General features: G+C 53.6%; 23 protein-coding genes. 10 read left to right on the top strand and 13 right to left on the bottom strand.

Annotated elements, in window-relative coordinates:
• Positions 1 to 749: 749 nt before the first annotated feature.
• From BM477_RS01000 to BM477_RS01030, 7 genes are all read right to left on the bottom strand, one after another.
• Positions 750 to 1,733, bottom strand: coding sequence for a D-alanine--D-alanine ligase family protein (locus BM477_RS01000; protein WP_075360806.1), 984 nt, complete (start codon positions 1,731 to 1,733; stop codon positions 750 to 752).
• Positions 1,734 to 1,742: 9 nt separating this feature from the next.
• On the bottom strand, positions 1,743 to 3,014 hold the full coding sequence (locus BM477_RS01005) for an aminotransferase-like domain-containing protein (protein WP_075360807.1): 1,272 nt from the start codon (positions 3,012 to 3,014) through the stop codon (positions 1,743 to 1,745).
• 154 nt (positions 3,015 to 3,168) lie between these two features.
• Positions 3,169 to 3,504 (bottom strand): thioredoxin, encoded by a 336-nt coding sequence (trxA, locus tag BM477_RS01010; protein ID WP_075360808.1) that lies wholly within the window; start codon positions 3,502 to 3,504, stop codon positions 3,169 to 3,171.
• 36 nt (positions 3,505 to 3,540) lie between these two features.
• The gene (gene trxB / locus BM477_RS01015) at positions 3,541 to 4,461 is read right to left on the bottom strand and encodes a thioredoxin-disulfide reductase (RefSeq protein WP_245792800.1); all 921 of its coding nucleotides are present in this window, start codon (positions 4,459 to 4,461) and stop codon (positions 3,541 to 3,543) included.
• Between the two features lie 180 nt (positions 4,462 to 4,641).
• Positions 4,642 to 5,733, bottom strand: coding sequence for a hypothetical protein (locus BM477_RS01020; protein WP_075360809.1), 1,092 nt, complete (start codon positions 5,731 to 5,733; stop codon positions 4,642 to 4,644).
• A gap of 117 nt (positions 5,734 to 5,850) precedes the next feature.
• Positions 5,851 to 8,280, bottom strand: coding sequence for a DUF6049 family protein (locus BM477_RS01025; protein WP_245792802.1), 2,430 nt, complete (start codon positions 8,278 to 8,280; stop codon positions 5,851 to 5,853).
• Between the two features lie 10 nt (positions 8,281 to 8,290).
• The gene (locus BM477_RS01030; protein ID WP_075360921.1) at positions 8,291 to 8,767 is read right to left on the bottom strand and encodes an NUDIX hydrolase; all 477 of its coding nucleotides are present in this window, start codon (positions 8,765 to 8,767) and stop codon (positions 8,291 to 8,293) included.
• A 430-nt stretch (positions 8,768 to 9,197) separates the two neighbouring features.
• Between BM477_RS01030 and BM477_RS01035 the strand changes: the two genes are divergently transcribed.
• The 4 genes from BM477_RS01035 (at position 9,198) to BM477_RS01050 (ending at position 16,607) form a co-directional block, all read left to right on the top strand.
• A complete protein-coding gene (locus BM477_RS01035) occupies positions 9,198 to 10,661 on the top strand; it encodes a CCA tRNA nucleotidyltransferase (protein WP_143230156.1) in 1,464 nt (487 codons plus the stop codon).
• A gap of 71 nt (positions 10,662 to 10,732) precedes the next feature.
• Positions 10,733 to 13,594 (top strand): transglycosylase domain-containing protein, encoded by a 2,862-nt coding sequence (locus BM477_RS01040; protein WP_075360811.1) that lies wholly within the window; start codon positions 10,733 to 10,735, stop codon positions 13,592 to 13,594.
• A 235-nt stretch (positions 13,595 to 13,829) separates the two neighbouring features.
• A complete protein-coding gene (locus BM477_RS01045) occupies positions 13,830 to 15,071 on the top strand; it encodes a metal-dependent hydrolase family protein (RefSeq protein WP_245792782.1) in 1,242 nt (413 codons plus the stop codon).
• An 84-nt stretch (positions 15,072 to 15,155) separates the two neighbouring features.
• Complete coding sequence (locus BM477_RS01050) at positions 15,156 to 16,607, top strand: APC family permease (protein WP_075360813.1); 1,452 nt, start codon at positions 15,156 to 15,158, stop codon at positions 16,605 to 16,607.
• Positions 16,608 to 16,694: 87 nt separating this feature from the next.
• On the opposite strand, the gene rplI is transcribed toward BM477_RS01050, so the two are convergent.
• From rplI to rpsF, 4 genes are all read right to left on the bottom strand, one after another.
• Positions 16,695 to 17,141 carry a 50S ribosomal protein L9 gene (gene rplI / locus BM477_RS01055; RefSeq protein ID WP_075360814.1) on the bottom strand — a complete coding sequence of 149 codons (447 nt, stop codon included), beginning with the start codon at positions 17,139 to 17,141 and terminating at the stop codon, positions 16,695 to 16,697.
• A 21-nt stretch (positions 17,142 to 17,162) separates the two neighbouring features.
• Positions 17,163 to 17,405 (bottom strand): 30S ribosomal protein S18, encoded by a 243-nt coding sequence (gene rpsR, locus BM477_RS01060; RefSeq protein WP_075360815.1) that lies wholly within the window; start codon positions 17,403 to 17,405, stop codon positions 17,163 to 17,165.
• An 82-nt stretch (positions 17,406 to 17,487) separates the two neighbouring features.
• Positions 17,488 to 18,051 (bottom strand): single-stranded DNA-binding protein, encoded by a 564-nt coding sequence (locus tag BM477_RS01065; protein WP_075360816.1) that lies wholly within the window; start codon positions 18,049 to 18,051, stop codon positions 17,488 to 17,490.
• Positions 18,052 to 18,098: 47 nt separating this feature from the next.
• A complete protein-coding gene (gene rpsF / locus BM477_RS01070; RefSeq protein ID WP_075360817.1) occupies positions 18,099 to 18,389 on the bottom strand; it encodes a 30S ribosomal protein S6 in 291 nt (96 codons plus the stop codon).
• Positions 18,390 to 18,721: 332 nt separating this feature from the next.
• Here rpsF and BM477_RS01075 point away from each other — a divergent pair, with 332 nt between their 5' ends.
• The 3 genes from BM477_RS01075 (at position 18,722) to BM477_RS01085 (ending at position 20,533) form a co-directional block, all read left to right on the top strand.
• Positions 18,722 to 18,904 (top strand): hypothetical protein, encoded by a 183-nt coding sequence (locus BM477_RS01075; protein ID WP_075360818.1) that lies wholly within the window; start codon positions 18,722 to 18,724, stop codon positions 18,902 to 18,904.
• Between the two features lie 166 nt (positions 18,905 to 19,070).
• The gene (locus BM477_RS01080) at positions 19,071 to 19,751 is read left to right on the top strand and encodes a hypothetical protein (RefSeq protein WP_075360819.1); all 681 of its coding nucleotides are present in this window, start codon (positions 19,071 to 19,073) and stop codon (positions 19,749 to 19,751) included.
• On the top strand, positions 19,748 to 20,533 hold the full coding sequence (locus BM477_RS01085) for an Abi family protein (protein ID WP_075360820.1): 786 nt from the start codon (positions 19,748 to 19,750) through the stop codon (positions 20,531 to 20,533). Before BM477_RS01080 ends, BM477_RS01085 begins: the two co-directional genes overlap by 4 nt.
• A gap of 45 nt (positions 20,534 to 20,578) precedes the next feature.
• Here the strand turns inward: BM477_RS01085 and BM477_RS01090 are convergent, their stop codons facing one another.
• Entirely contained in the window at positions 20,579 to 22,201 is a 1,623-nt protein-coding gene (locus BM477_RS01090; RefSeq protein ID WP_075360821.1) for a class I adenylate-forming enzyme family protein, read from the bottom strand.
• A 139-nt stretch (positions 22,202 to 22,340) separates the two neighbouring features.
• On the opposite strand from BM477_RS01090, the gene BM477_RS01095 reads away from it, so the two are divergent.
• From BM477_RS01095 to BM477_RS01105, 3 genes are all read left to right on the top strand, one after another.
• The gene (locus tag BM477_RS01095) at positions 22,341 to 22,712 is read left to right on the top strand and encodes a hypothetical protein (protein ID WP_075360822.1); all 372 of its coding nucleotides are present in this window, start codon (positions 22,341 to 22,343) and stop codon (positions 22,710 to 22,712) included.
• A 346-nt stretch (positions 22,713 to 23,058) separates the two neighbouring features.
• Positions 23,059 to 24,243 carry a hypothetical protein gene (locus BM477_RS01100; RefSeq protein ID WP_143230157.1) on the top strand — a complete coding sequence of 395 codons (1,185 nt, stop codon included), beginning with the start codon at positions 23,059 to 23,061 and terminating at the stop codon, positions 24,241 to 24,243.
• Between the two features lie 245 nt (positions 24,244 to 24,488).
• On the top strand, positions 24,489 to 24,992 hold the full coding sequence (locus BM477_RS01105; protein WP_075360824.1) for a GNAT family N-acetyltransferase: 504 nt from the start codon (positions 24,489 to 24,491) through the stop codon (positions 24,990 to 24,992).
• A gap of 22 nt (positions 24,993 to 25,014) precedes the next feature.
• On the opposite strand, the gene BM477_RS01110 is transcribed toward BM477_RS01105, so the two are convergent.
• Positions 25,015 to 26,274 carry an ATP-binding protein gene (locus BM477_RS01110; protein WP_075360825.1) on the bottom strand — a complete coding sequence of 420 codons (1,260 nt, stop codon included), beginning with the start codon at positions 26,272 to 26,274 and terminating at the stop codon, positions 25,015 to 25,017.
• Positions 26,275 to 26,866 lie beyond the last annotated feature (592 nt).

Genomic DNA, 26,866 nt, shown 5'->3' on the forward strand with positions numbered 1-26,866 from the left:
CCTTCTTCCGGGTGTGAGATCTGCAGAAATCAAGCTTAATCGGTAAAGCTATGTAGCTGCGTTGGCGCCCAAGTTCAAAGAAGGAAGCAGTTACGGGCGGCAGAGCCCACCACAACTAACCCATAGTAGCCGCGATGGTACACTTGCGGGAGGTTACGCAAAGGGTGGGCCTAATGTTTGAAAACTTAGACCTCAGCGGCTTTTGGGACGAAAGTAACTACGCCAAGGCTGTCATTAGTGAGTATCTACTGATGAACTAATCCTCAGCATGAAGAGGGACTAGCCTACAAACTACTACAGTCATACATCAGGCTAATGAGACAGCAAAATGGTGGCGTGCCAATTCGTACCTGTCAGCGGACAGACAGACCTACCTCCTGCGCGGAAGGCCATGTGACTATTACGACGATCTTTGGAATTGGACGGGAGAAAAGCGAATCGCTTTGCGGGAAACTGTGTAGCCGATTCATGATATAGGAATGGGGTTATTCCCCAATTGGGGTAGCTATCTGTGACTGCCCCAGCGATGGTCACGACATGATGTTCCTAGACTACCGCGAGTGTGGCCCGCAAGGGGAAACCAAAGTGGTGCATATCGATTAAGAATGTGATTATCGAATCACTCCGGTGGCAGATGATTTTGAGAGTTCCATCCTCGGTCTCTATGAAGAGGAGTACTGACCAGTCGCAATCGCGATTGTTTCACGTGAAACAATCGCTACTAGCGTTAGTAGATGACCTAGACTGACTTACTCAACTTCGCTGAGTTTTGCCTCCACGACAGCTTTCAACAGCTCCGGCATCGTGCTATCGTGTTTCGCTGCCTGCGGGAATAATGACATTTCAGTCATACCGGGGGAGACGTTGGAATCAATAAACCACGGAGTACCCTCGGCATCTAGTAGCAAATCAATCCGTGCAATATCACGCATGCGCAGGCTACGGCCACAAATTTCCGCCGCCTCCACGCAGGCCACATTCTCTGCTTCAGTCAACCGAGCCGGCGCGAAGAAGACAGATCGGCCAGCTGAATAACGTGCTTCAAAATCGTATGTACCTGTGTCAGTGTCAATCTCTACGGGGGAAAGCGCTTTCAAACCGTCACCTGTGTCAACCAAAGACACGGTGATTTCACGGCCCACTATGTACTTCTCGATCAAGGCACTGTCACTGTACGCAAAGGCTTCAACTAGCGCGGAGCGAAGCTCGTTGATTGAGTCTACGCGGGAAACACCCAAGGATGAGCCGCCATCAACCGGTTTCACAATCAGCGGGAAATGCATGCTCTGCGCCATCAGGTCCACTAGGCCATGCGCGCCAATCTGGCTGAATAGCGCGCGCGGCATCGTCACAGAATCGGGTGTGGCCACACCGGCATTACGCACAATCGACTTTGCCAGCGGCTTCGAAGAAGCCATCCGGGCAGAATCCGCCGAGGAACCAACAAAGGGAATCTTCAGCATCTCTAGCAGACCCTGCAAGGAGCCATCCTCGCCAATCCCGCCATGCATCAGCGGCCAAACCAAAGCCGGTTTGAACTTTCGCAACTCATCAATCAGGGTTTGGTCAGGGTTCAAAGTAACGGTCTTAAAGCCGACACTACGCAGAGCTTTCGCCACATAGTGGGCGCTACGAATCGAAATATCGCGCTCATAGGTGACGCCACCGGCGATAATTGCGACCGTGACACCCTCGGACTCAGCCTTTGCGGTTACAACAGGTTCAGGGCTCATCAAAAACTCCTAAGCTTCGTCATCGGAACTATGGAACATATCAATCAAGGCCTTTTCCCGGTTAACTACCCGGGCTAGGCGCCGCACACCCTCACGAATCTCTTCGGGCGGCGGGAAACAGTAAGACAAACGCAAATGATCACGTCCCTGACCATCAGCAAAGAAAGCGGTACCAGAAACATAGGCGACAAGGCCGGCAACAGCGCGCGGCAGCATCTCCTTCGCGTCCAAACCCTTGGGCAGTGTCACCCACGTGTAGAAACCACCCTGAGGGACCGTCCAACTACAGCTAGGCATGTACTCTTCTAAAGACTCCAGCATGGCGTCACGGCGAGCTTTATACATGCCGCGATACTGTTTCACCTGTCCCCACCAGTCAAAATCGCGCAGATAGGCGTGAATAGTCATCTGAGCCATCATCGAGGGCGACAAAACCGCAGACTCATTAGCCAGGACCAGTTTATCGCGGACCGCGTGCGGAGCCAATGCCCAACCCACCCGGTATCCGGGGGCAAACATCTTCGAAAACGAACCCAAGTAAACTACGCCGTCAGGATTCAAAGACTGCAGAGCGGGACGGGTCTGGCCATCAAAACCCAACAGACCATACGGGTTATCCTCCACAATCAAGACCCGTTCACGCTCACAGAGGTCAACGATGGCGCGACGGCGCTCCATGGTTTGCGTAACACCGGCAGGATTATGGAAATTCGGAATCGTGTAAACGAACTTAACGGCTTTTCCTTCAGAGCGAGCCTGCTTAATGGCAGCTTCCAAAGCATCCGGAAGCAGACCATCCTGATCCATAGCAACATGCCGGATGTCGGCTAGATTATTAGCAAAAATGCCCAGAGAACCCAAATACGAGGGGGCCTCCACTAAGACAACGTCACCAGGGTTAATGAAAATCTGGGAAAGCAGATCAACGGCCTGCTGAGAGCCCGTCGTAATCACAACATTCTCGTAATCGCCATCGATCTGCTCCAGTGCCATCACTTCACAGATCTTTTCCCGGAGGGGATCCCATCCTCGGCCTGCCCCATACTGGAGGGCCTGGGTGCCGTGCTCGCGCATGACCTGAGCGGTGGACTCAGCTAATGCCTCCAACGGAAGATCCTTGATATTGGGCATTCCGCCCGCCAAAGAAACCACTTCTGGGCGCGCCACTACGGCGAAAAGGGAACGGACTTCAGATTCACGTAGATGCTCAGCGCGCACAGAATACGTGTCCCACCAAGTATCTAGGCGACTACCGCCAGAAATATCCCCATGCAAAGGCATTACAGTCCTTCCTGCGCGGGCGCTGAGAGGCACACTGGATGTGAATCCCAAAAGCGTCGGCACTTCAATAGATTCAGCACTGAAATCCCCACGACTAGGAGACAGTGCTCACTTAATATTACGTCATGAGACTGTAAAAATGGTAATGCTGAAGTCAGTTAGCAGGAAGGTGCTTGCGCAAAGTCTCCAGAATCTCAGACTTCGGGGCAGAATGCATAGTGTCGACTAGCTCCCCGTCCAAGAAAATCAGCATAGTTGGAATCGCGCGGATACCGTATTTTGCTGGGGAAACAGGATTTTCATCCACGTTGAGTTTCCAGATGACGAGGTCGTCTCCCATTTCCTCAGCAATCTCATCCAGGACGGGTGAGAGCTGCCGGCACGGAGCACACCAAGGAGCCCAAAAATCCACCAGCATCAGACCGCGATCTAAACGAACATTCGCCTGGAATTGCCGGTCGGTGAGCTCCTTGGGTGCATGTGCTGACATCTTCAAAACTCCTCTGAAACTAATCTAAGTGAGTGCTTACAGGTTGGACAGGTAACGCTCTGTATCCAAAGCGGCGCGGCATCCGGAAGCCGCCGCAGTGATCGCCTGACGGTAGGTATGGTCCACTACGTCGCCACAGGCGAAAACGCCCGGCAGATTAGTTTCCGTACTGGGGTCAGCAACCTTAATGTAACCCTTCTCGTCGAGGTCCACCTGATCCTTAATCAGCTCATTGCGCGGATCATGACCGATGGCCACGAAGAAGCCTGTTACATCTAGCTTGCTTTTTTCGCCAGTAACCGTGCTGGTCAGCGTCAGAGACTCCAAGGAATGGACGCCGTGAATCTCAGAAACCACTGAGTTCCAAGCGAACTTAATCTTCTCATTCGCGAAAGCGCGGTCAGCCATAATCTTGGAGGCGCGCAACTGATCACGACGGTGAATCACTGTCACAGAGCGGGCAAACTTAGACAAGAAGATAGCTTCTTCCAAAGCGGAATCGCCGCCGCCCACAACCGCAATATCCTGATCCTTGAAGAAGAATCCATCACAGGTAGCACAGTAGGAAACACCGTAGCCGGAGAGACGATCCTCATCAGGCAGACCCAGCTTGCGGTATGCGGAGCCGGTAGCCAAAACTACTGCGCGGGCACGGAACTCTTGGTCTTCAGTCTTGACAATCTTCACGTTTCCGGTCAGGTCAACGGAGACAACATCCTCGTAACGAATATCGGCGCCAAAACGCTCAGCCTGCTGCTGGAAATTCTGCATCAAATCAGGGCCATTAATGCCGTCAGGGAAACCGGGAAAGTTTTCCACTTCGGTGGTGTTCATCAGTGCACCACCGGCAGCCAAGGCGCCAGCTAGCACCAGCGGTTTCAGCTCAGCGCGAGCCAGGTAAATCGCGGCAGTGTATCCAGCTGGGCCCGAACCGACCACAATCACATCGCGCACAATCTCATCCCACTTACATTCCGTGGGGGTGCTTTGCGTCTGAGTGGTCAAGCCCGGAAGCGAGATATTCAAGTTAAGGTTATTCATTGTGATCCTTTCAGAATCAGCTAGAGAAGCTCTCTATGAGCATATAACGGTGAGGATACGAAAAAGATTCCCAAATGTGACCGGCAGCAAACTGCTTTATTTGACAGTCAGCGTGCCAAGCCATGCTCGGTTGCGACCCTCCCGATCCTTGGGGAGTTCAGCGATACGCAAGGTGAAGTGGTCTGTCAGTATCGGTTTATCCAGTTTCAACTGGAAACTGTCGGTGAAAGTGGCCCGAGCCAGCACCCCTCCAGCTTTCGGGTCTGCGCTAGCAGGGTCGAGGAAGTGGATGGTGCCGCCCTGCGCTGGTGACGTTAAATCCACAGTACTTACCCGCGCGGGCTTCTCCAAGTGAACCACTAGGTAGACGCCGTCATTGGCATAACTACTACGGCCGAAGTAGCGGCTACGCCAAAGCGAGTTCGGGTCTCCGTCAAGGAGCCGGCCAGTCATTTCTGGATGGTCGCCATCACCACCGCCCAAAGAAATCACATCAATCTTGGTGACCTTGGGTGAATCAGTTTGGGGGACTTCTGCAGTTTCCGGCGTTGGCTTAGAGAAGCCAGCATTACGCGCGGTTTCATAGTCCGCTGCACGGTAGGAATCAATCGGCTGGAGTAAGGTATGGTAAGCTATGGAGCCGACAATCAGCACGATCAGAGCCGTGGAACCCAGCAGAATAGTTCGCATCAAAGTGAAGCCTTCCAGCTTCGGACGAGGCTTGTGCTCTGGTTCCGGTTTTGGCGGAGGAAGCTGAGAAATTGGAGTTAAATCAGCATCTTCAGAGTCACTATCGTAGGCGATAGCATCGTGAACCTTGGTGCCGGCGTGCTGCGCAAAAGAAAGACTGCGGGCGTATCCGGTCTGTAAAGAGTGCTTTAGTTTTTCAGACTGCTCAAGGAACTTTTCCTGGGTGCTGGATTTATTCTCACTAGCGATTGGCTCCGGCAGAGTTGGAGGGGCCGGCGGGGCAGGTGGAGTTTTCGGTCCAGCAGAAGTTTTCTTCGGCTTCTTGGGCTGCTTAGCTTTTTTCTGGTCAGAACTGGCCTGAACCGGTGAGTCTGATTCTGCAGCATCTTCTTCAGCTTGTAACATGGCGTCTTGCTGCGAAGCCTTCTCAGCTAAAGCTTCACGAATCTCCCGGAATACAGAACTCGGGTCCTCCTCCGGATTCGTTTGCTTTGCCATCTTGTCCTCCACAATAAATCAGCTACCAGATACCATTTTGCCTTATTTCCCTAGTGTATGGGAAACAGCCCAGCGGTGAGTTAGAAAACAGTTGTTTGCTTGCACATAACGCATGATTTACAGGTCATGGAACTGCTTCACGTTGGCGAAATCTTTACTTGCGACAGGACGACCCATCCGAATTCTGCGCCACAGACCAAAGATAAAAACTGCTAGGGCGATTCCGCCAAGTACGAAGAGTCCGCGAGTTTCCCAGTCGGCCCGGACGCGAACAATAATCGAGGCGGTCTGGGCAACCGGCTCATTTGCGGAAGAATAGACAGAAATTTGGGTTCGGATATCCCCAGACCCAACACCGTTCAAAGATAGATTCACCGTGCTTCCAGAACTGGGAGGAAGCTGCGCCTCAGTAGTTTTCGGGGACTGTAAACGCGGGGATGAAGAATCTGCTTTGAAAGTAGCTGTCACAGGCCAAGGTAGCTGGTTTTGTACTGCAACCGGCAGGGTACTTTCACCATAAATCATCAGCACCGACTTTGGTGCTGTTAGCTGGACAGGGGTGTACCAAGGCTGCAAAGACTGTTCCCATGCGGCTAAGCCGGGTTCCACCTCCGCATTGCAGTTGAGCTGCAGTAAGAGTGCGTCAGTCACCGGGTTTAACAGGTTATGGGGTTCGTCGAGGATGGCTGCGATCTTCTCAATCCGTTGCATCGCGTGAATCGCTACCCGTAATGTATCTGCGTCTACCGCTTCCACGGTAGCGGTAGACGCAGAGCCTTCACTCAAAGTGATGGGTGGGACAGGCTGCTTTGGCAGACTCTGGTTAAGCGTTTGCAGACGAATCCAGTCTTGTGTTTTAGTCAGTTCTTTGAGCTCTTCACCCGTGCGGATAATACTTGCCGGGGAAGCCGGGACAGTGACCGCTAATGATTGAGAAGCCCGAGCAGAATCAGCTAAAGCAGCTAAAAAGAGCTGAGAATTGTTGAAATCCGAACTGGCGTGACCACCCGTCTTGCTGGCTGTTTGTAATGTCCTAGAGACTTCCGAATTTATAATCAGAGTTGGAACCGGGCCACTGGCTTCAGCAAGTTTCAACTGTCCCGCGCTCAGGTTAGCAGAATCTCGAACCAGTGAATCCGGTGCAAGCAGGTTAATGCCAGTACTAGATTTCGCAAGCAAATCTAGAAGCTGGGGGTCGCTGCTAGACAGTGGCACCAGCGGCATTATAGATGTCGGTTGGGCACTGGCGCTGCTGAGTAACCGCAACCAGTCGGCTTGTTTCTGCAAGGATCGGGCAGCAGTTAACTCTCCCTCGATACCCATTGTCGCGAGCCCTTCAAAATGGGGACTACTCCACGGTAAGAGGGCCACTGATCCGGAAGGTAAAAGGGTGACCTGATGGGCCAAACCCAGGAGCTCCCGTTTAGTGTGCGCCAGCGCTGAGGGTTCTTCCGGAATGGGGGCGCGTAAGCCTTCCGTAGTCTCTGTTGCGGTGACGGGCGTGGGTACCGCCGAGGGGGCCGCCTCCTCAGCTGTAGGGGAAACAGTAGCAACGGTGGAGAAAGACTTAATCTGATCTGCCGTCGGTAAACCATCAGTACTGACATTAGCGAGATCAGGAAGAAGCCGGCGAGAATACTCCAAGAGGGCGGGGTCAAGCAGCAGATTAATTCCTGCAGCAGAACTAGCGGAGATGATGGACTCAGCCCGCGCAGAAGCCGCCTGCGCGGGCACATCCGCCTGCAAATCAGCTGCCTCAAACTCCAGCCTAGTTAAAACTGTTAAATCTACCTGCGGGTCTTTCGCTCCAGCTAAGGATGGTAACAAAGTATTCGCATCCAACTGGTAGGAGTCACCAACAGTACTGGTATCTGCAGTAATCTCTAGGGGTAGAGGCAATGTCGGCTCAAAACTGTAACCGGGCCGGCTGACTCCCATTTCTGCGGGCCGAGGCAGGTTAGAACTAGAACCATCAGCCTCTAAAGATTGCAAATACTGGGTGACTTTGGTGCGGGAAGCTTTTGCCGAATAGGAAATATTGGACAGAGAACGTACTGACAGTTGAGTGCTCAAGCCATAAATGCCCGGTTTACTCAGAAGAGGTTCTAACTGTTTGCGTGGCAGGGTTACTTTCACTCTAGCTTCTGAAGTGGCAAACATGCTAGGGAGGCTGATTGAAGATAACACCGTAACTGGTTTATGTTCAGTGGCCGCCAGCCAGTCGGCCCGCTGTTTAGCGGCAGTCAAAGAAGAGCTAGTGAGGGAAACTGTCAGTTTTGGGGTGCGCAGGTAATGCGGAGAATTGTTCTTCACCAGCAAATGTAGAGTCACATCAGATTTGCTGCTGTCGGTCCACACCCTCGGCGAAAACTCAAGCACCTCAATGCCGGCGCGGTCTGCAACGCGAGTGGGAGTAGACTCAAGCGCGGAAGCTTGGGAGGCTACAGCAAGTCCAGAAAAACTCAAAAGCAAGGTCACTAGCACCGCGCATAATGCTGCCAAGAGCCAAGAAGAAGTCTGTTTACGTGAGGAAAACCGCTGCTGCACCCGTGCCAAGCTAGTCCTCCAAATCAAGCAGGTCTTGAGCAATCGCAATAATTCGACGCTCATTCGGATAAGCTAAGCGCTGCGCCACCTCACTTAAAGGCACCCAAGCCGCCACCTCCGCCTCATGGTCAGGGTCATTTTCCACGGTAATATCCCCAGACAGAGCCTCCATCAGATAGTGGTGGACGACCTTATGAATTCGTCGAGATGAGCCCGCAAACCAGTAGTCAATCGAAGCTAGGTGCGTGATCACGCGGCCGTGAATGCCGGTTTCTTCGCCAACTTCACGAACCGCAGCCTGCTGGATGGTTTCCCCCAGTTCCACGTGCCCCTTCGGGAGACACCATTCAATGTTGCCAGTGCGATTACGGCGGGCAATCACCGCTACACTTACCCGTCCATCAATCTTGGCGACCACTAGGCCGCCAGCGGAAGTCTCATCATAGACTGGCGGACGCGCCCGCTCAGACTGGACACTCCCAATCATGGTACCGGTACGTGACAAACGACGTGAAACCATCTGCGGAGTGGGAATGTGACCAATTCCAGTTTTGCTGGATTTATCTTGCCGAGGATGATGCTGATGGCCTTCTTCTTCCTCACTCTGAGGGTTCTCAGCAGAGCGATCAGCAGCTGGCTTGCCCGCCTGATCTGAACCGCTGGGAAGAACCTCCTGAGAATCGTATTTTCCTTGAGATCGCAGGGTAAAAGCGGTATTCTCAGGAGTGCTTGAAGGAGGTGAGTTAGGGGGCTGTGAGAAGTTCCGTGGCGTAGAGGTCTCGCGCCCCTCAGCCGGCCCGGAGGACGACTTAAAGCTAGGGCGCTCACTGCGCGACGGATCGATATACATAACTACTATGCTAATGGTTCAATGTTGATTCATTCGAATTGTCTCACGGTATGGCACTCTATTAGGGATGAGTTCTTCAAATTCTGATATTTCAGTCGCCCAATTATTGCTCAACGCGCAGCAAGCCTTAGGGGTATTGCCCCCCGCTGTCCTAGAGGTTGGTCAAATCTTCGCTGACGCCGGATACGAACTAGCCCTAGTTGGTGGCCCGGTTCGTGATGCCGCCCTCGGCGTGGTCCCGCACGACTTTGACCTGACCACGAATGCGCGCCCAGAAGAAACTGAACGCCTCCTCGGCCAGTGGGGCAAGGTGTGGGATATTGGAAAAGAGTTCGGCACCATCGGAGCCGCCCGCGGTGACCTAGTGGTGGAAGTAACCACCTACCGGACTGAAGAATATGATGCTTCCAGCCGTAAACCCACCGTCGCTTACGGCGACACCTTGGAAGGGGATTTGACCCGGCGTGACTTCACGGTCAACGCCATGGCGGTGCGCTTGCCCGAAATGATTTGGGTGGATCCCACCGGCGGTTTGGAGGATGCCGCCGCTCAGCTCCTACGCACCCCTGTCACCGCTAAACAGTCCTTCGACGATGATCCCTTGCGGATTATGCGCGCCGCCCGTTTCGCCGCGCAACTAGGTTTCTCAGTGGCGCCGGATGTGGTGGCTGCCATGACGGAAATGGCTCAGCGCCTAGAAATCGTGTCGGCAGAGCGGATTTGCTCAGAACTCAAACGGTTGATGATTAGTGATCACCCGCGGGCCGGACTGGAACTGATGGTTGACACTGGCGTGGCTGACGTGGTTTTGCCGGAACTGTCTGCTTTGCGTGAAACCGCCGATGAGCACAACCGACACAAGGACGTTTACGAACACACCCTAACCGTAGTTGAGCAGGCCATAGATTTGGAGACTGGACCGGACGGGCCAGTGCCCGCCCCCGATTTTATTCTGCGCTTCGCGGCCCTCATGCATGACGTAGGAAAACCTTCTACCCGCGAATTTGATGCGGACGGAAAAGTTTCCTTCCACCATCACGAACTGGCGGGCGCCCGCCTCACCCGTAAACGTATGCAGGCCTTGAAGTTCGATAAGGTCACCATCAAGGCTGTCTCGCACCTAGTTGCCTCCCACATGCGTTTTTATGGTTATGGCGAGGATGCTTGGACAGACTCAGCGGTGCGCCGCTACGTTGCTGACGCGGGAGATCAGTTGGAGCGCCTCCACCGCCTCACCCGGGCGGATGTGACTACCCGTAATCAGCGTAAAGCCCGCCGGTTGGCTAATGCATACAACAGCTTGGAAGAGCGAATCAAGAAACTGGCCGAGGAAGAAGAGCTGGCCGCGATCCGTCCGGAACTGGACGGGGACGACATTATGCAAATCTTGAATCTGAAGCCAGGACGCGCTGTCGGCGCTGCCCGTGCCTACCTACTGGATCGTAGATTAGAGCGCGGCCCGGTTGAACCAGAGGTAGCGAAAGCGGAACTTTTGTCATGGTGGGAGGAAAACCGTGACGGTCTCTTATAAGTGAAAAGATTGTTCCCCAAATTAAGGGGTAGAATCAGAGCAATACTGCATATATCGCAACGAGGTGTTTGGTGAGTAATAACTGGGATGAAAACGACTTGGATAAGTCCCCTGAGAATCACGGCGAAGCCGATTCGCAGCCGCGCCTGCCTTGGCGTCCCCTCAGTGAAGAAAGTGAGTACACTGACTCGCGGATTCCGCCGGTTCCCACCGGTTCTGATTCAGGTGAATCCCAGTCTTCTGAGCCTCCTTTGAGCGCAACCGAGCGGGCCCGCAGGCAGTTCCCTTCCCGGCGAGCAAGCCGCTCCCCTGAAAGTGCTCCGGTAGCTCCGGAAACACCGGCTGCTCCGCCTGCCCCGGTAGAGGACTCGAAGGTAGAAATTCTGCGCCCGATAGAGGCGGAGGAAGAAGACGTGCCAGAAGTGCCGACTCCGATCCGCCGCTCTCGACTACACCCGCAGCCAGAGGAAACAGAAAGCGCTGAAAGCGCCGCGGTGAACCAGAGCAATGAGTTCCTAATCCAAGAACCTGAAGCTAAAACGGAACTGAACTACATGACAGAGGTTCAGACGGAAACAGAAAGCGTAGCGACCACCATTCCCAGCCCAGAACCGGAAGCTGAAAGCATGGCAGTTTTCGCTGCTGGAGCCACAGCCGCTACCGTGCCTCTTCCTGAAGGCGTGGAAGAGTGGCAAGAGGCCATCAGCCCGGACTTCGATGATGAAACACTACTGATTGACGACGTGGAACCCGTGGAACCCACCTTGGTTCAGCACGCCGCTTGGGCCAGTATTCCGGGGACTGAGGGGAGCTCCCCCTCGGCACTAAACCCCGCAGGTGCAGAAAACGAAAACTTAGAGGGAGAAGCCGTGGCAAAGGCAAAACCAAAACCGAAGCGGCCCTGGTGGAAGCGCACACTAATCTGGCTGGCCTGGATTATTCTGGCCGGCATTATCTTGGGTGCAATCTTCTTCATGATTTCCTACCTGGTGATTAAGGTACCCCCGGTAGATGATGCCGTGCGTTTGCAGCGGACCGCCGTGACCTACGATGATGGGACCACCGAGATTGGTTCCCTCTCTGAGATTGACCGCACCATCATTGATCCGGCGATTTTACCCGAATATGTGGGCAAAGCGGTTGTCGCCTCTGAAGACCGCAGCTTCTATGAGAACAGTGGCATTGACCTGAAAGGTATTGCCCGTGCGTTCTGGAATAACATTCGTGGCAACCCGCGTCAGGGCGGTTCAACCCTGACCCAGCAGTATGTGGAAAACTACTACAAGGGGTCAACTGCCGGCTACACCGGAAAATACCGGGAAGTTATTTTGGCGTTGAAGATTAACCAGTCGCAATCCAAGGAAGAAATCCTAGGCAACTATCTGAACACCATTTACTTCGGTCGCCGCGCCTACGGCATTGAGGCAGCCTCACAAGCCTATTTCGGTAAGTCTGCGAAGGACCTGACAATCTCTGAATCCGCTCTGCTTTCTGGAATTATCCCGGCCCCCTCGGCTTGGGATCCCGCGAAGAACCGGGAAAAAGCTGAGCAGCGTTGGACTCGCGTTATCAACTTGATGGCCGAGGATGGTTACATTACTCAGGCGCAGAAGAATGAAGCTAAATTCCCTGAATTTTTAGAAAAGAGCCCGCTGAGTCGGCGCAGCGGAAACTCCGGATACATCCTTGACCAAGTCACGGCCGAGCTAAAAGAAAAGGCCGGCATGAATGCCAGTGACCTAGCAGCTTCCGGTTACACCATCGTTACCACGCTGAACCAGCCGCGGATGGAAGCCATGGAGCAGACCATTAAAGAGATGCCGGCGGGATCCCCGAACCTGCGGGTGGGGATGATTTCAGTCGACAATAAGACCGGTTCCATCATCGCGGAATACGCTGGGGCTGACTACAACAAGTCACAGCGCAATACGGTTACTGAAGATATTTTGCAGGCCGGATCTACGTTCAAGCCTTTCACCTTGCTGGCTGCCTACGAGAGTGGAGAGTACAACAACAGAACTATTGTGGATGGTTCCTCACCGGCTTCATTCCCCGGTGGTTACCGCCCCTCTAACTACGGCGGTGTTTCCTACGGTAAGGTGCCTTTGCGTCGCGCCTTGGCGCTATCAATGAATACTGCGTTCTTACGGGTCAATGACAAGATTGGTCCAGATAAGACTAAAGAAATGGCTATTCGGCTAGGTATCCCCCGTGACACCCTCGGCCTTGATGACAACCTGTCTAACTCTTTGGGTTCTGCTTCCCCGCACCTGATTAACCTAGCGCAGGCCTTCGCCACCATTGGTAACTACGGTAAGCAGGTTGATGTTCATCTGGTCCGTGAAGTACGCAGCCCCAACGGAGAGATTGTGTACACGGAGCCGACCGCCGGTGAGCAAGTAGTGGAAGCTAATCTGGCTAAGCACGCTTTGGACGCCATGCAAGATGTAGTGAAACGCAGCGGTTCTGCTGGTGGAGCTATGATTCGCGGATACCAGATAGCTGGTAAGACCGGCACTTCCTCCGACAATAAGTCCGCCCTGTTCGTTGGTATCATTCCGCAATGGACCACGGTGATTGGTTTATATCAGGTCGGCGCAGATGGCAGCTCAGAATCTCTCTCCCCGATTGGTAACTTCCGCGAGATTACCGGCGGTTCCATCCCGGCAATCACCTGGCGACAGTACATGGTGCGGGCCCTGAACGGAATTGAGGCAGAGAAATTTGAGAAGCCTGAACGTATGGAGAATGAGATTTCAGAGAAATCCCACACCGAAGAAGCGATCCCGTACGAGACTCCTGAGACTGACCCGGCTGCACCTGCGCCGGAAGAAACCAAGAACAATAAGACAAATAAGGGTAGTAAATCTAGCGGCGGCAAAAACAATGCAGCTAAGACACCTGAAGCTAAGAAGACGGTAGAAAAACCGTAACTCAAAGCTAATTGAACCAGGAGTATCCCCCGTGACGCCGGGGAATACTCCTGGTTTTTTATCAACCAGAACTAGGACAAAAGCCCCTGGTTTTCCTGCTTGATATAGGTCTGCATCCATTTTTCCTGACCGGGTTGAGTTACCATCTTGAGCTTTTTAAGGAACGGAGTAATCTGAATTATATGTGAGGCATATCTCACAGGGGTTATCCCTTTTCATTTCTGTAAAGGAGCAGATGATGACAAAGTTTGCTATCACTGGTGGGAAACTCATTGATGGCAATGGCGGAACACCAGTAGAAAACTCAACCGTGCTGGTCTCTGACGCACGAATCGAATACGCTGGACCAGCCCACAAATTTGGTACCGAATATCAGGTAATCGACGCTGCCGGAAAAACCGTGATGCCAGGTCTGATTGACTCACACCTTCACTTCACCGGCAACGAATCAGATGACGACACCCAATGGGTGCTGGATGATGTCACCCAAAAAACCGTGATTGCGGTGCAGCAGGCGCATGACGCCCTCGAAAGCGGTCTCACCACGGTCGGTGAAATCTCCCGCTCCGGAGTGGCGATCCGAAACACTATTAACGCAGGGATCATGCAAGGCCCCCGCATGGTGGTCACCGGCCTGGGCTTCTGCCGCACCGGCGGACACGGCGACTCACACAAACTCCCCCTCGAATACAACGAAATGTCGCATCCGTGGGCCGAACGTGTAGACGGGCCATGGGAGATCCGTAAAGCCATGCGGCGACGCTCCCGCGAAGACGTGGACGCCTTCAAGATCTGGGCGACCGGTGGCGGTATCTGGCGTCACGACGATAAGCTACTCACCCACTACTCCGATGAGGAAATCCAGTCGGCAGTAGACGAAGCAGCCATGATTAACGTGCCCGTGTGGGCGCACTGTGAAGGTTACGAGGGAGCCTTGTCGGCGGCGAAAGCCGGCGTCCACCTCATCATTCACGGGCAAACCCTGAATGAGGACTGCCTGGATATTATGGCGGAGAAAGGCATCTACTTCTGCCCCACGATTCAGTTCCTGGAGCAATGGTTTAAGACCTATCCGCCAGAATACAATCCGGAGCAGGACAAGTATCCGGGTGAAACCAGGGAAGAACGCGAACTAGCCCGCGTCTACGACAACCTCCGCAAAGCCGACCAGAAAGGCATTGTGCTGGTGACCGGATCGGACTCCTTCTGCTCATCCCTCACCCCGTACGGAACAACACTGATCGGGGAAATCTACTCCTTCGTGGAGAAAGCCGGATTCTCACCCCTGTTCGCAATCACCTGCGCCACAAAGAACGGCGCCCAAATGCTGCGAGTCGCGGATGAGACCGGCACCCTGGAAGCTGGAAAGTCCGCTGACCTGCTGATCATTGACGGCGACCCCGCCACCAATATCCGCGACCTGACACGCGAAAATATGCACACCATCATGAAAGAAGGCGTGATCGTTAAGCGATAAGTCGTTTGAAATTGTCCATTCGAAAGACCCCGATAGGTGTAGGAAATAAGCCCAAAAACAATTCGATACAGAAGGAAAAGAGCGATGGAAACACAATCCACTTCCGCTCCACAATCCGGACAAATGGTGAAGTCCCTCAGCCTGTGGAACTACTTCACCATGGGGTTTGGAGCGATCATCGGCACCGGATGGGTGCTACTGGTTGGCGACTGGATGATTATGGGCGGTGGCCCGCTTTCCGCAATGATTGCCTTCCTAATTGGGGCGCTCTTCCTGCTACCTATCGGGGCTACTTTCGGTGAACTCACCGCCGCCATCCCCATCTCCGGTGGCATCGTAGAATATGCGGACCGGGCCTTCGGGCCGCTGGCCGGGCATTTCACCGGATGGTTCCTCGTCCTCGGCAACGCAATCTTGTGCCCCTGGGAGGCAATCGCGATCTCCGCGCTACTGTCCTCCATGTGGGCGCAACTGCCGTGGCTGAACTGGATGAACTCCGTGGAACTGTACCGGGTGGCCGGCTCCCCCATCTACCTCTACCCCACCATCATTTCCGTGAGCATCTGCCTGCTGGTTATCCACCTGAACTTCAAAGGCGCGAAATCGGCGGCAAAACTGGGAGGATTCCTCTCCAAGGCGCTGCTAACGGGAATGGTTTTGGCGATGGCAATCTCCCTGTTCAAAGGCTCACCAGCGAACCTAACTCCCATCTTTGAAGCCATCCCGGCGGACGCCTCCGGCTCCGCTGCGGAAGTATCCACGCAGGCCGGAAACTTCTGGTACGGCATCCTTGCGGTTCTAGTCATCACCCCGTTCTTCTATGCGGGTTTTGACACCATCCCGCAAAGTGCCGAGGAAGCCTCAGCCGACCTGAACTGGAAAAAATTCGGTTGGATTATTGCTGCGGCACTGTTGGCCTCCGGCGCTTTCTACATGCTGTGCATCTACGCTTTCGGAACTATCATGCCGTGGACCGAAGCAGTCACCCACCCGGTGCCTGCGCTATCCACCCTGGCATTCATCAGCATGTGGTTCTACCTGCCGATGCTGCTGATCGCCACGATAGGCCCAGTTGGACCCATGAACGCCTTCTTCGGCGCCAGTGCCCGCATCATGCTGGCGATGGGACGAAAACAGTATCTGCCCGGCAGCTTCGCGAAGGTTGATGAGAAATCAGGGACCCCCAAGACCGCTAATCTGGTGCTGGCTGTAGCCACCCTGATTGGGCCGTTCCTGGGCGGAAATCTACTGATTCCGCTGACTGAGGTTTCCTCATTCTCATTCGTGCTGGCCTGCTCGATGGCGGCGGCGTCTTGCCTGCGCTTGCGGTACACGGAGCCGGATCTTCCTCGGCCCTATCAGGTGCCCGGCGGGAAAGTCGGGATTGGTTTAGCGGTGCTTTTTGGGGGCATCATTATTGCGCTGCAAGTGTTACCGTTCTCCCCGGCGGCGCTGAAGCCAGTCTCCTGGATGATCATTGCCGGATGGGTGATTTTAGGAATCATTGTGAAGCGGTTAGCGCACCACGCTAGCTGACAGTTGCCACAGACAGAGAATCCCCGAACTGAAGATTCCAGTTCGGGGATTCTCTAGGTTCAGACGCTGCTGAATCGCGGGCTGAAATCAGCCGCGCAACACCAGCAGTTTCACAGTGGCGACCACATCAGCGTGCAGATTAACTGTCACTTCGTGGTTACCAATGGTCTTAATCGGTGCGTCAATGACAACCTTGCGGCGGTCAATGGTCTGGTTCAGCTGAGCCTTAACGGCATCAGCAATATCCGCGGTAGAGGCGGAGCCGAAGAGGCGGCCGTTCTCAGTTGCGGGCAGAGCCAGTTCAATCAGGGCCGACTGCAGGGTGTCACGTACCGCGCGGGCATCCTCAATGGAGGTGATTTCGCGCTTGCGACGGGCCGCAGCCATCTGCTTCAGCTGCAAGCCAGCACCCTTGGTCCACTTCACAGCGAGCTTGCGGGGAATCAGGAAGTTACGTGCGTAACCGTCCTTCACCTCCACAACGTCGCCAGCGGAGCCGAGTTTTTCTACATCGTGAGTCAGAATAAGTTTCATGATCTATGATGTCCTTTCTGCTCAGCGGCCGGAAGTTGAGTAGGGCAACAGGGCCATTTCGCGTGCGTTCTTAATCGCCTTGGCCAGCTTGCGCTGCTCCTGAACGCTCACGCCAGTGACGCGACGCGCACGGATCTTGCCGCGGTCGGAAATGAATTTACGCAGCAGAACGGTGTCCTTGTAATCGATCTTTTCGATCTTTGCTGCCTTCAGCGGATTAGCCTTCTTTTTAATAGGCTTATTGCGAAGTGGTTGCTTCGCCATGGTGGTATCTCCTTACGATTTTGCCCGAGAAACCCCGGTTAGGGGTGGGCTGTCACCTTGAGTTGGTGACTGACATGATTAGTTAGAAGGGAGGCTCATCATCGAAGCTGGTGGAAGCCCCACCAGTCGCCCAAGGATCTTGCGGGGCGCCACCTGCAACAGGTTCTGCGAACCCACCCTGGGGTTGTCCGCCACCATAGTTTCCTTGGCTTGAGCCGCCATTTCCATAACCGTTGTTGCTGTAGCCGCCCCGGCCACCAGCGCCGCCACCCGCGGCTTCGCGCGGATTGCGGGTCACTTGAGCCTTAGCGTAACGAAGCGACGGACCAACCTCATCCACCTGCATTTCCAGCGAAGTGCGATTCTCCCCTTCACGCGACTTATAGGATCGCGATTCTAGGCGGCCCCGAACAATGACGCGCATTCCCTTAGTGAGGGACTCCGCAACATTCTCCGCAACCTCACGCCACACTGAGCAACGCATGAACAAGGTTTCCCCATCACGCCATTCGTTGGACTGACGATCGAAGGTGCGAGGGGTGGAAGCAACCGTGAAAGAAGCCACGGCCACACCCGAGGGGGTGAAGCGTAGTTCCGGGTCAGCGGTCAAGTTTCCGATTACGGTGAGAGTAGTTTCTCCAGCCATTATTGCTCCTTCAAGCAGTTCTACTTTGAACGGTTATTTGTTGTGCTTCAGTGAGCGTCGGGGCGCATGAGCTTGGTCCGCATAATGGACTCATTCAAGTTCAGCTGACGATCCAGCTCGCTCGCATGCTCAGGGGTAGTAGTCATGTCGATGACTGCGTAAATGCCTTCGTTCTTTTTATTGATCGGGTAGGCTAGACGACGCTTGCCCCACACGTCCAAGTTCTCTACTGAGCCACCGTTGTCGGTAACCACAGTCAGAATCTTCTGGAGTGAAGGAGCGACGGTACGCTCATCAATCTCGGGGTCGAGGATTACCATCAGTTCATACTGACGCATACTTAAACCCACCTCCTTTGGTCTTTAACGGTCACGGTATTTCCGTGACAGGAGGGTTGTATGCACGCCAACAGGATTCTTGCATGGTGCAATCCGCCCGTTTAGCGCGTGCCTACAAGGATAGCAGTCTTTGGCTGGCAATGTAAGCCGTTAGAAGTGTGGGATTGCCCGCGATTGCTTGAATTTTCTGCGGTTGGGCGGGTGCTGGTGGGATTGGCTTGGGCGGCGGCCTGGGCAGTAGCCTTGGGGCCTGAGCGACGGCTTCACCGACTGGGATGGTTAAAAACAATTGTGCACCTTGCAAGGTGCACAATTGTTCGTAAGGTGCACACTTGACGAAGAGGGGCGACCGGGAAACTGAAGGGCCGGTTGCGCCAAGTTTAGGTCAAGTTGTTGCTCAGCTGGGTGCCGAGGGTGCGGGCTACTGCCCGATCCGGTTTCCCGTTCGCATTCAAAGGCAAAGCATCCACCTGCAGGACCTGTTTCGGCCACGCGAAGCGGGGCAGTCCGGTTGACTCGGCGGTAGCCAGGGTCTGCTGCTAAAAATCTTAATAATATAGATCAGGACGCTTAGGTTGCATTGTTGGGTATCTCCTGTTAGTCTATTGGGACGGAGCCAATCGGTATCCAATATGAACCACAACGTGACGGCCGCAAGGCCCTAACAAAAGGAGGTAGACGGTGTATTCCCTAGGGACTCACGCTTACGGCTTTGAAACAGCCAAAAAAATTCTTGGACTTGGATCTAACTCTTTGGGCAAACTGGTTGACCTTGGGTTAATCAGTGTGGAGGACGTGCCAGCCAGCCAGCGAAATCAGAATTATTCAGGCTGGGATTTGGCCTATCTGGCATCCGCAAGGAATCGCCCACTACTGATTGATGACAATCAGAGGGCTTTAGTTTGCTCAATGGGGGTTGAACGTTCTGGAAGTAGCCCCTCGGTCTTTTTTGATTTGTCCTTAAATCCTTCTCCGGAATGGCTTGAAAGCGTCCAAAGGGGAGTTGATCCTGAGATTTGGGAAGCTATTGAAGATGGCAGTTTGCGAGTGTCCGGTTACTGGCGGGTCAGTCAAGACGATACTGACTTTCTAGTTAAGAACCACTCAATCCTTGTTGCTTCCTATGCTGGATTCATACTTGACGGTGGAGTAATCGTCGCCTGGATTCGTGGCGAGTATGGGGACTCGGGTGGTCGTTGCTTTGTTGTTAAACCTTTCAGTCCTCAAGAACGGTACCGCTATGCGCACAATTTCTTGGCTTCTCGGCAGGGCCCGCCTAACCGTGTGTGGTCCGCTGAGGAACTCAAAGTTGAAGCCTTGAAGGAGTTTAAAGCACTTTTGCCGGGCGGTGTGATTGAATGAGTAACTCTTTACAAAGCAATAGCCCCGGAGGTGTACCGATGTTTCGCGGCATTGACCTTTCCGGGACTCTCTGTGAATCAAGCTACCAGTTTTCGCCGGATCTGTCAAACCTGCAGCAGTGGTTTTCAACGCCCAGACTGCAAAAATACGCCACCGCATCTGAGCCGATTGCTCTCTACCAATGGAACACTGAATTGTCCAAGGCCTTTCTAGTGGAAGTGGAACACGTAGAGGTGTTGCTGCGTAACTTCATTCATGCCCGAATGACAGCTGACGCTGGTACAGAGTTTTGGTTTGATTGTTGTCAAGATTCACCATTAGTACAATGCAAAAACCGGTATCCGTTTAACAATCCTTTTAAAAATTCGATACGAAAAGTTAAGCGCAGACTAAGTAACCAATCTCCGGGTAGCAATCCTACAGCGGGCGCAATAGTTGCGGAACTGTCGTTAGACAACTGGCGTTTTCTTCTGGCGCGGCGACTTGAAGCCACGATATGGAGGGCATTGGTGAACCCGCACAATGGCGGTATGCCATTCTATAGAGAACGAAGGCGAAGCATATTCGAAGATGATGTGGAGACGATACGCAAACTTCGGAACCGAGCTTCACATCAGGAATCATTCATTGTTGAGCCACGACTCACATGGGACGAGGTTATACGCATCGAGCAGTACCAGCGTGCGCTATTTGATACTGCTAGACGAATAAATCCAGAGGCAGCCGCTTGGATTCAAAAAATAACTCCGGTGCAGGCAGTTTTACAAAGACGACCCCGGTAAAATGAATGACTTAGACTCGGTGCAGGCGTTAAGTCTGCGCCAAGTTTAGGTCAAGTTGTTGCTCAGCTGGGTGCCGAGGGTGCGGGCTGCCGCCCGATCCGGTTTCCCGTTCGCATTCAAAGGCAAAGCATCCACCTGCAGGACCTGTTTCGGCCACGCGAAGCGGGGCAGACCGGCTGACTCCGCAGCCGCCCGGGCCAAAGACAGCAGATCCCCTCTGCCAGCTGTCTGGCTGCTGGTGTTGCGCGGTGAATCCGCGGTTTCTGAGGCCGTTGCCCCCTCGTCCTCGGCCCCAAAACTGGAAGCGGTGAGAACCGTGACGACCTCCCCCCAAACCTCATCCGGCACGCCCACCACTAGGCAGTCAGCGAAGGCGGGGAGGGGGCGCAGGGCGGCCTCCACTTCGGCGGGGTTGATGTTCTCGCCGCCGGAAATGATGCGGTCGGCGGCGCGGCCCAGAATCCGGTAGCGGCCCAGTGCGTCACGGCTGCCAATATCGCCGGTTAAGAGCCAGCCGTCAATCACGCCGGCCTTCGTGTGCCCCGGGTCAGCGTAGGCGGTGATGACGCCGGGGCCGCGTAGCGCAACCAGGCCGGGCTGCCCGTCAGCGCAGTCAGTGAGCGGCAGTTTCGGTTGCATCGCGGTGCCCTCGGCCTCCTCCACGATGCGAGCCTGCACGAACCGGAAAGGGAAACCCACCATGCCGGTGCTGGTGAGGGCATGGCCGGTGTGCGCGCAAAAGCCGGCGCCACCGGTTTCCGTCATGCCGAACACGTTGATAGGGCTGAGGCCACGCTCGGTCAGGGCGTGAAGCAGGTCAAGGGAGGGCGTGTCCCCGCCAATTAGCGGATTACGCCAAGTGGACAGGTCGGCGCTACCCCAATTCGGGGCGAGGGTTAGCGCCCGGTACATGGTGGGCACGCCGAACATTTGATTCACCTGGTATTTCTCAATGTGCTGTAGGAGGCGCTCAGGGTTGAAATCTTGCTCAATAATGACGGTGCCGCCGCCCACAAAAATATCGTTCGTGGTGCCGTTCAGCCCGCCAATATGCGACAGTGGCGCCGCGACTAGCACCGTGTCCGCGGCAGAGTAACGGAAAGCGTCCCGAAAGTTCTGCCACGCCCAAAAAATCTGGTTCGCGCTGAGCAGCACCTGCTTCGGGTTCGCGGTCGTCCCAGAAGTCAGCATCCCCAGGATGGGGGCGTCATCGTCAGTTGGAATGGGGGGAAGCTGGGCGTCAAGTTGATCCAGTTTGTCTAGGTTGGGGGTGTCGGTGTGTGCGGGGCCGAGGACGAGGGTGTGCAGTTCCGTCAGTGTTTCAGGTGTGAACAGGCGCCGGCAACCAATATTTTCCGCAATCACCTCTGCCTGAGCTGGGGGAATCCGCCAGTTTAGGGGAACAAAGACGGCGCCGATCCGGGCGCAAGCAGCAAAGAAAAACAAATGCCAAGCAGAGTTCGGGGCGTGCAAAGCAACCTTATCGCTAGGGTTTATGCCAGTTTTCAGGAGATGCTGGGCTAGGCGGCTCACGGTGGCTGCCGACTGGAAGACGGTGAACTCCCCCTCGGCACCGACAATGCTGAGACGGTGCGGGGTGCGGCGAGCTGACTGGCTGAGAGTCAGGGCCGGATTCACGCTGGCTTGAGGTGTCTTTGCAGTGTTCACAGTCTGATTCTACGAGTTAGTGGAGTAGTCGGGAAATCATTGACGAGCTAAACCGTGGTTTACTACAATTTGTGTAAATATTTTGCCCGCCTTGGCGGCGGGTAAATCCAGACTTTGGGCAGCACAAGGAGAAGCTGGCATGAATGATTTTCAGTCTCGGCATACTGTGGGCAACACTGTTGGTTATTTTGTGAATGCTTTTTGTGCTGGCTTCGCCATGCTTGGAGTCTACGCGGTTTTTGAGCGTTATTGGGCAAATGGCACAGCTGGCGTGATTGGGTTCTCGGTACTGCTCACCTTAATCTCAGTGTTCCAAGCAGTGACCTTGGTGAAGGCTGGTGCGAAAAAGTATGAGCATTTTGTGCAGCTTTGGGCTGTGCCTTTCGGGGTGTCGTTCAGTGTGTTTTTGCTGATGCCTGTATACCAGTTAGCGATTGCGTCGACACTGATCGTTTTCGCGGTCGGGTCTCTTGGCACCTTGGTGATCTACTGGGCTTGGAAAAAGTCTTAGAAAATGCTGCCCAGCTAGGTTCATAAAAAACTTTCAGGATTTAGCTTGAAAACTATTTGAGGCTGTCTGCCTAGGCGGCTGACGCTCCAACTCCCCTATGAGTGCCAGGTTCGGGTGGAAAATCATTCTTTCGGATGAGGTGAAGTTGCTTGGAAACACCTGTAATTGTGAGCATAAACAGGTGCGTAACAGGTGACAAAGGTGTAACCGGCGCATGGTTTAGAAAGGGGCAAGACAAGTGTTTAAGGGGCGTGGGTTTAAGGTGCGGGCAGTGGCTGTGGTTGCTGCCTGCGCTTTGGGCTTGTCTTTGTCTGGTTGTGGTGGTGGGATATTGCGTGGTTCTGGGGTGGAGCAGGTTGATTTAGGTACGGTGCGGTATGTGTTTGAGGCGGGGATTGATTCTAGGTATTTGCCGTTGCCGTTGCCGGAGCCGAGTTTGTTGTTGTTTGTGCATGAGGATGATTCTGTGCAGGTGGTGAAGAAAGCTGATATGTGGCTGGATTCTATGTCTTGGACGGATAAGGGCTTGTTTTATGCGGATGAGGATAACGACTATTTTTATGAGGGCGGTAAGCTAACCACAATTCCCGCGAAGAAAGCTGCTTTTGCTGATGCTTTGGTGGAGTTAGATGACCGGAGCACCCGGGTTGGTTTGTATAACAGGGGTTTTAGTGAAGATGGCGGATATCGGGAAGATGTTTATGTCTCCACTCCGCAGGGTAACCAGCTGGGAAACGCGGGAGCACCTATGTCTATGGTTGGGATATGCGACAACTCAGTGTACGGAGTTAGTTTAGAAAATGATTCACAATATCGCGAGTATCTTCAGTTGAAATTGATTGTTAAAGATAAGATTCCGCAAACGAAACTTTTGGCTAAAGCGTACCCGCTAGGGACATCTCTATACGGGTCTGATGAGTCTATTCCATGTGTGGATAACCAGTTGCTCTTTATTTCAACAGATTCTATAGATCCTGAAGAGACACCTAATTTTAAGTTGCCGGATATGAAAGACAGTCTGCCAACCATAAAACTGGGTGGAGCTAAGTTTGATGGTGATTATGCTGATTTATTTACTTCAGTTGATGAACTGGGTCACCGTGTTTTTTCTACTTTAGAAAAATGGGATGTGCAAACCGGTGAGCGGCTAGTTATCCCATTGGTTGATAAAGCGGGAAAGCAGCTTACCTGGTCTCCAGGATCCTTTAGACAAGGCAAGCACTCTCTGCTTGGGAGAGAGCTTTACTGGTTTGATCGTGGACTTTTGGTGAAAACCAATATTGATTCTGGTGTCACAGAGATTGTAAATGATGAGCTAAAGGGTCTAAAAAATAACTGGATTGTTGACCGATTCAAGGATGGTAAGTTCATCGTCTATGTTGAGCGATTGGATGAGGGGGGTTCTGATCTGGTTTACACCTTTGATTTACTTTCAGGCTCCCTCGTTCATAAGAAAGATGTGACCTTCTTACGCAAGTATCTGGGCGATAAAAGCATTGCTGGGATCGAAATCCCGCCGGGCGAGAAGTAGACACTAGAGGCAACATGCTTGCTCGTCGCGCTGCTTCTTACGTTGCAAGTGCTCTGCTTCCAACCAAATCGCTAAAATCGTGTGGCAAGTTCGCACACGGTTTTGTTTGTGTGTGGAAAAAATCCAAATTCGGGCTGAATTCGGGCGGTTTTTGGTTTTTTCGCACACAGTACCGAAATTGTGTGGCATTAGTCCACACACAAACGGCTGGTGGCTGCGGCTGGCGACTGTGGTCTAATTGAGGAATGGAAATCTCGGTCGCCTCACCCCAGCAAATGCCGCACATTTACAATCTGCGCTGGCGGGTCTTCGTGGAAGAACAACAAGTACCGTTCCTCCTGGAACTAGACGCCAGAGACACCGCGCCCGACACCATCCACGTCGCCGCCACCCATCACGGGCAAGTCGTGGGGACCGCCCGAATCCTCGACACCGCGACACTGGCCGACACGGCAAACCCCCTCGGCCCCAAAACCGGAACCCTCCACATAGGGCGCGTCGCCGTGGATAAAGCATGGCGCGGGCAAGGCGTGGGGCGAAAGCTGATGGAGGGCGCGCACCGGATTATTCAAGGGAAACTGGGGGCCGAGGGTTCCGCGGCTGTCGCCCAAGTCCGCTTGGATGCGCAAGTCCAAGCACAGGATTTCTATGCCAGCCTCGGCTACCGAGTGCTAGACGGCCACCAGTTCATGGACGCCGGAATCGCGCATGTAGAAATGGAACTGGTACTGTCCGCGGAGAATCAGTAGTGGCGGGGAGCCCAGAATCCTCCTAATTTCGCAGACAACCAATCGGTATCACATACACGCCATCTTCCCTCCGGTAAGCGTAACCACCACCCGTTATCACAGCCAAAAATGCGGGAGAGTTCATGGACTCCTGATCAATCCTACTGGCCAACTTAACGAGGTTCTTAGCGCCTTCATCCACGGCTCTATTACCTAACTTCACTTCAAAGGCAGCCCACTGCCCATCCTTGAAGTGCAAGATTGCGTCAGCTTCCAGACCGCCATGGTCACGATAATGGTAAACCTTCGCTTCCAAAGTCTGGGCATACGCCCTCAAATCTCGCACCACAAGTGACTCAAACAGCAGACCCATCGTGTGTAAATCATTAAGCAAATCGGCAGGATTAGCGTCCAGAAAGTAGGCAGCTATCGCCGGATCAGTAAAATGTCTAGTTGAGCTGGCCGCAACGGTTGTCTTTGAGCGTAAAGCCGGACTCCAAGCAGGCAAATCTTCGATAACAAAAATACTTCGAAGCGCCGTCAAATATTTGCTTACAGTTTCACGATAGATAGAGTCATAGTTGTTTGAAACATCACTGGTGATGGTCTTGATGGTCGCTTGAGTAGAAATATGCCGCGAATATGACCTTAAAACATAGGAAAGCTTCTGACTATCGCGGATGTCTCCATCCGCAGCATAAACGTCCGTGTCAACAATCGCTTCACAATACCCCGCGACTTGCCTCTGCTTAACTTCCTGTGGTTTGCCAACCGATGAAGGCCATCCGCCGCCCACTATCAAGTTAGCAATATCCTCAATCGTGTGGGGAGATCTGCCTGCTGGTTCTTCGCCTGCTAGTAGTTGGGAAAGACTCACCTCTCCGGTTGAATCACCAGCCTCATAAAGGCTCATTGTCCGCATTTTGAGTCTAGAGATTCTTCCCGTCCCAGTGTGAGCGATTAGTGACTCATTAACCCGAGTTGAGCCAGTCAGAATATAAAGCCCAGACTCGCTTCTCTTGTCGACACTGAATCTGACTGCATCCCAAAGTTGAGGCGCGTCCTGCCATTCATCTATTAGTCTAGGGTTTTCTCCTTCTAGGAGTGCAGAAGGCTTGATGTCGGCGAGGGTTAGGTTCTGGTCTCGTTCATCTGGATCTTGTAAAAATAGTGCGCTTTTAGCTTGATTTAAAGCCGTTGTGGTTTTCCCGCACCATTTTGGTCCAGTTATCAGTACTGCGCCGAAAGCCTCCAGCTCTTGTTGTAGCCGATTATCTATCAGTCGTGGAAAATATGGTTTCATGCGTGCCTCCCTTACTCAAGAATACAATGTAAGCCGCAAAAATGTAATCTCCTAAGCCGCAGATTTCTGGTGTGCTAAGCCGCAGAATTTGGATTGTGTTTCCTGTGAGTTAGGACAGCTACTGGCTGAACGGCGCCGATTGGCGTTCTGCGAGGACGGTTTTTGTGTGGGATTAGTCTGGGCATGATTGTCTGTGTGTGGTATTAACTCACACGGTTTTGTTTGTGTGTGGCAAAAAGCCAAATTTGGGCTGAATTTGGGCGAATCTTGGTTTTTTCGCACACAGTATCGAAACTGTGTGGGATTGGTTCACACACTACTGGTGATTTGTGGCAGTTTTGCACACAATTTCGGCGCTGGTTTGGGGTCGAGGGGGTGGGGGCGCCGGTTTCACGCTAAGCGCAGGCGATTTTTAAGGAATCACCCAGCCTACTTCACCGAGTGTGACGCTTACAGACAATTGTGCACCCTGTACGGTGCACAATTGTTGTTAAGATGCACAGTCGCTGAGGGGGGTGGCGGCCGCTTGGGTGGCGGCTCCAAAAGCGGGCGGCTGAGTTATTTAATCGGGAGCACACCGATGTAAGTCAGT

Source organism: Boudabousia marimammalium, from assembly GCF_001936115.1.
Taxonomy (GTDB): Bacteria; Actinomycetota; Actinomycetes; order Actinomycetales; family Actinomycetaceae; genus Boudabousia; species Boudabousia marimammalium.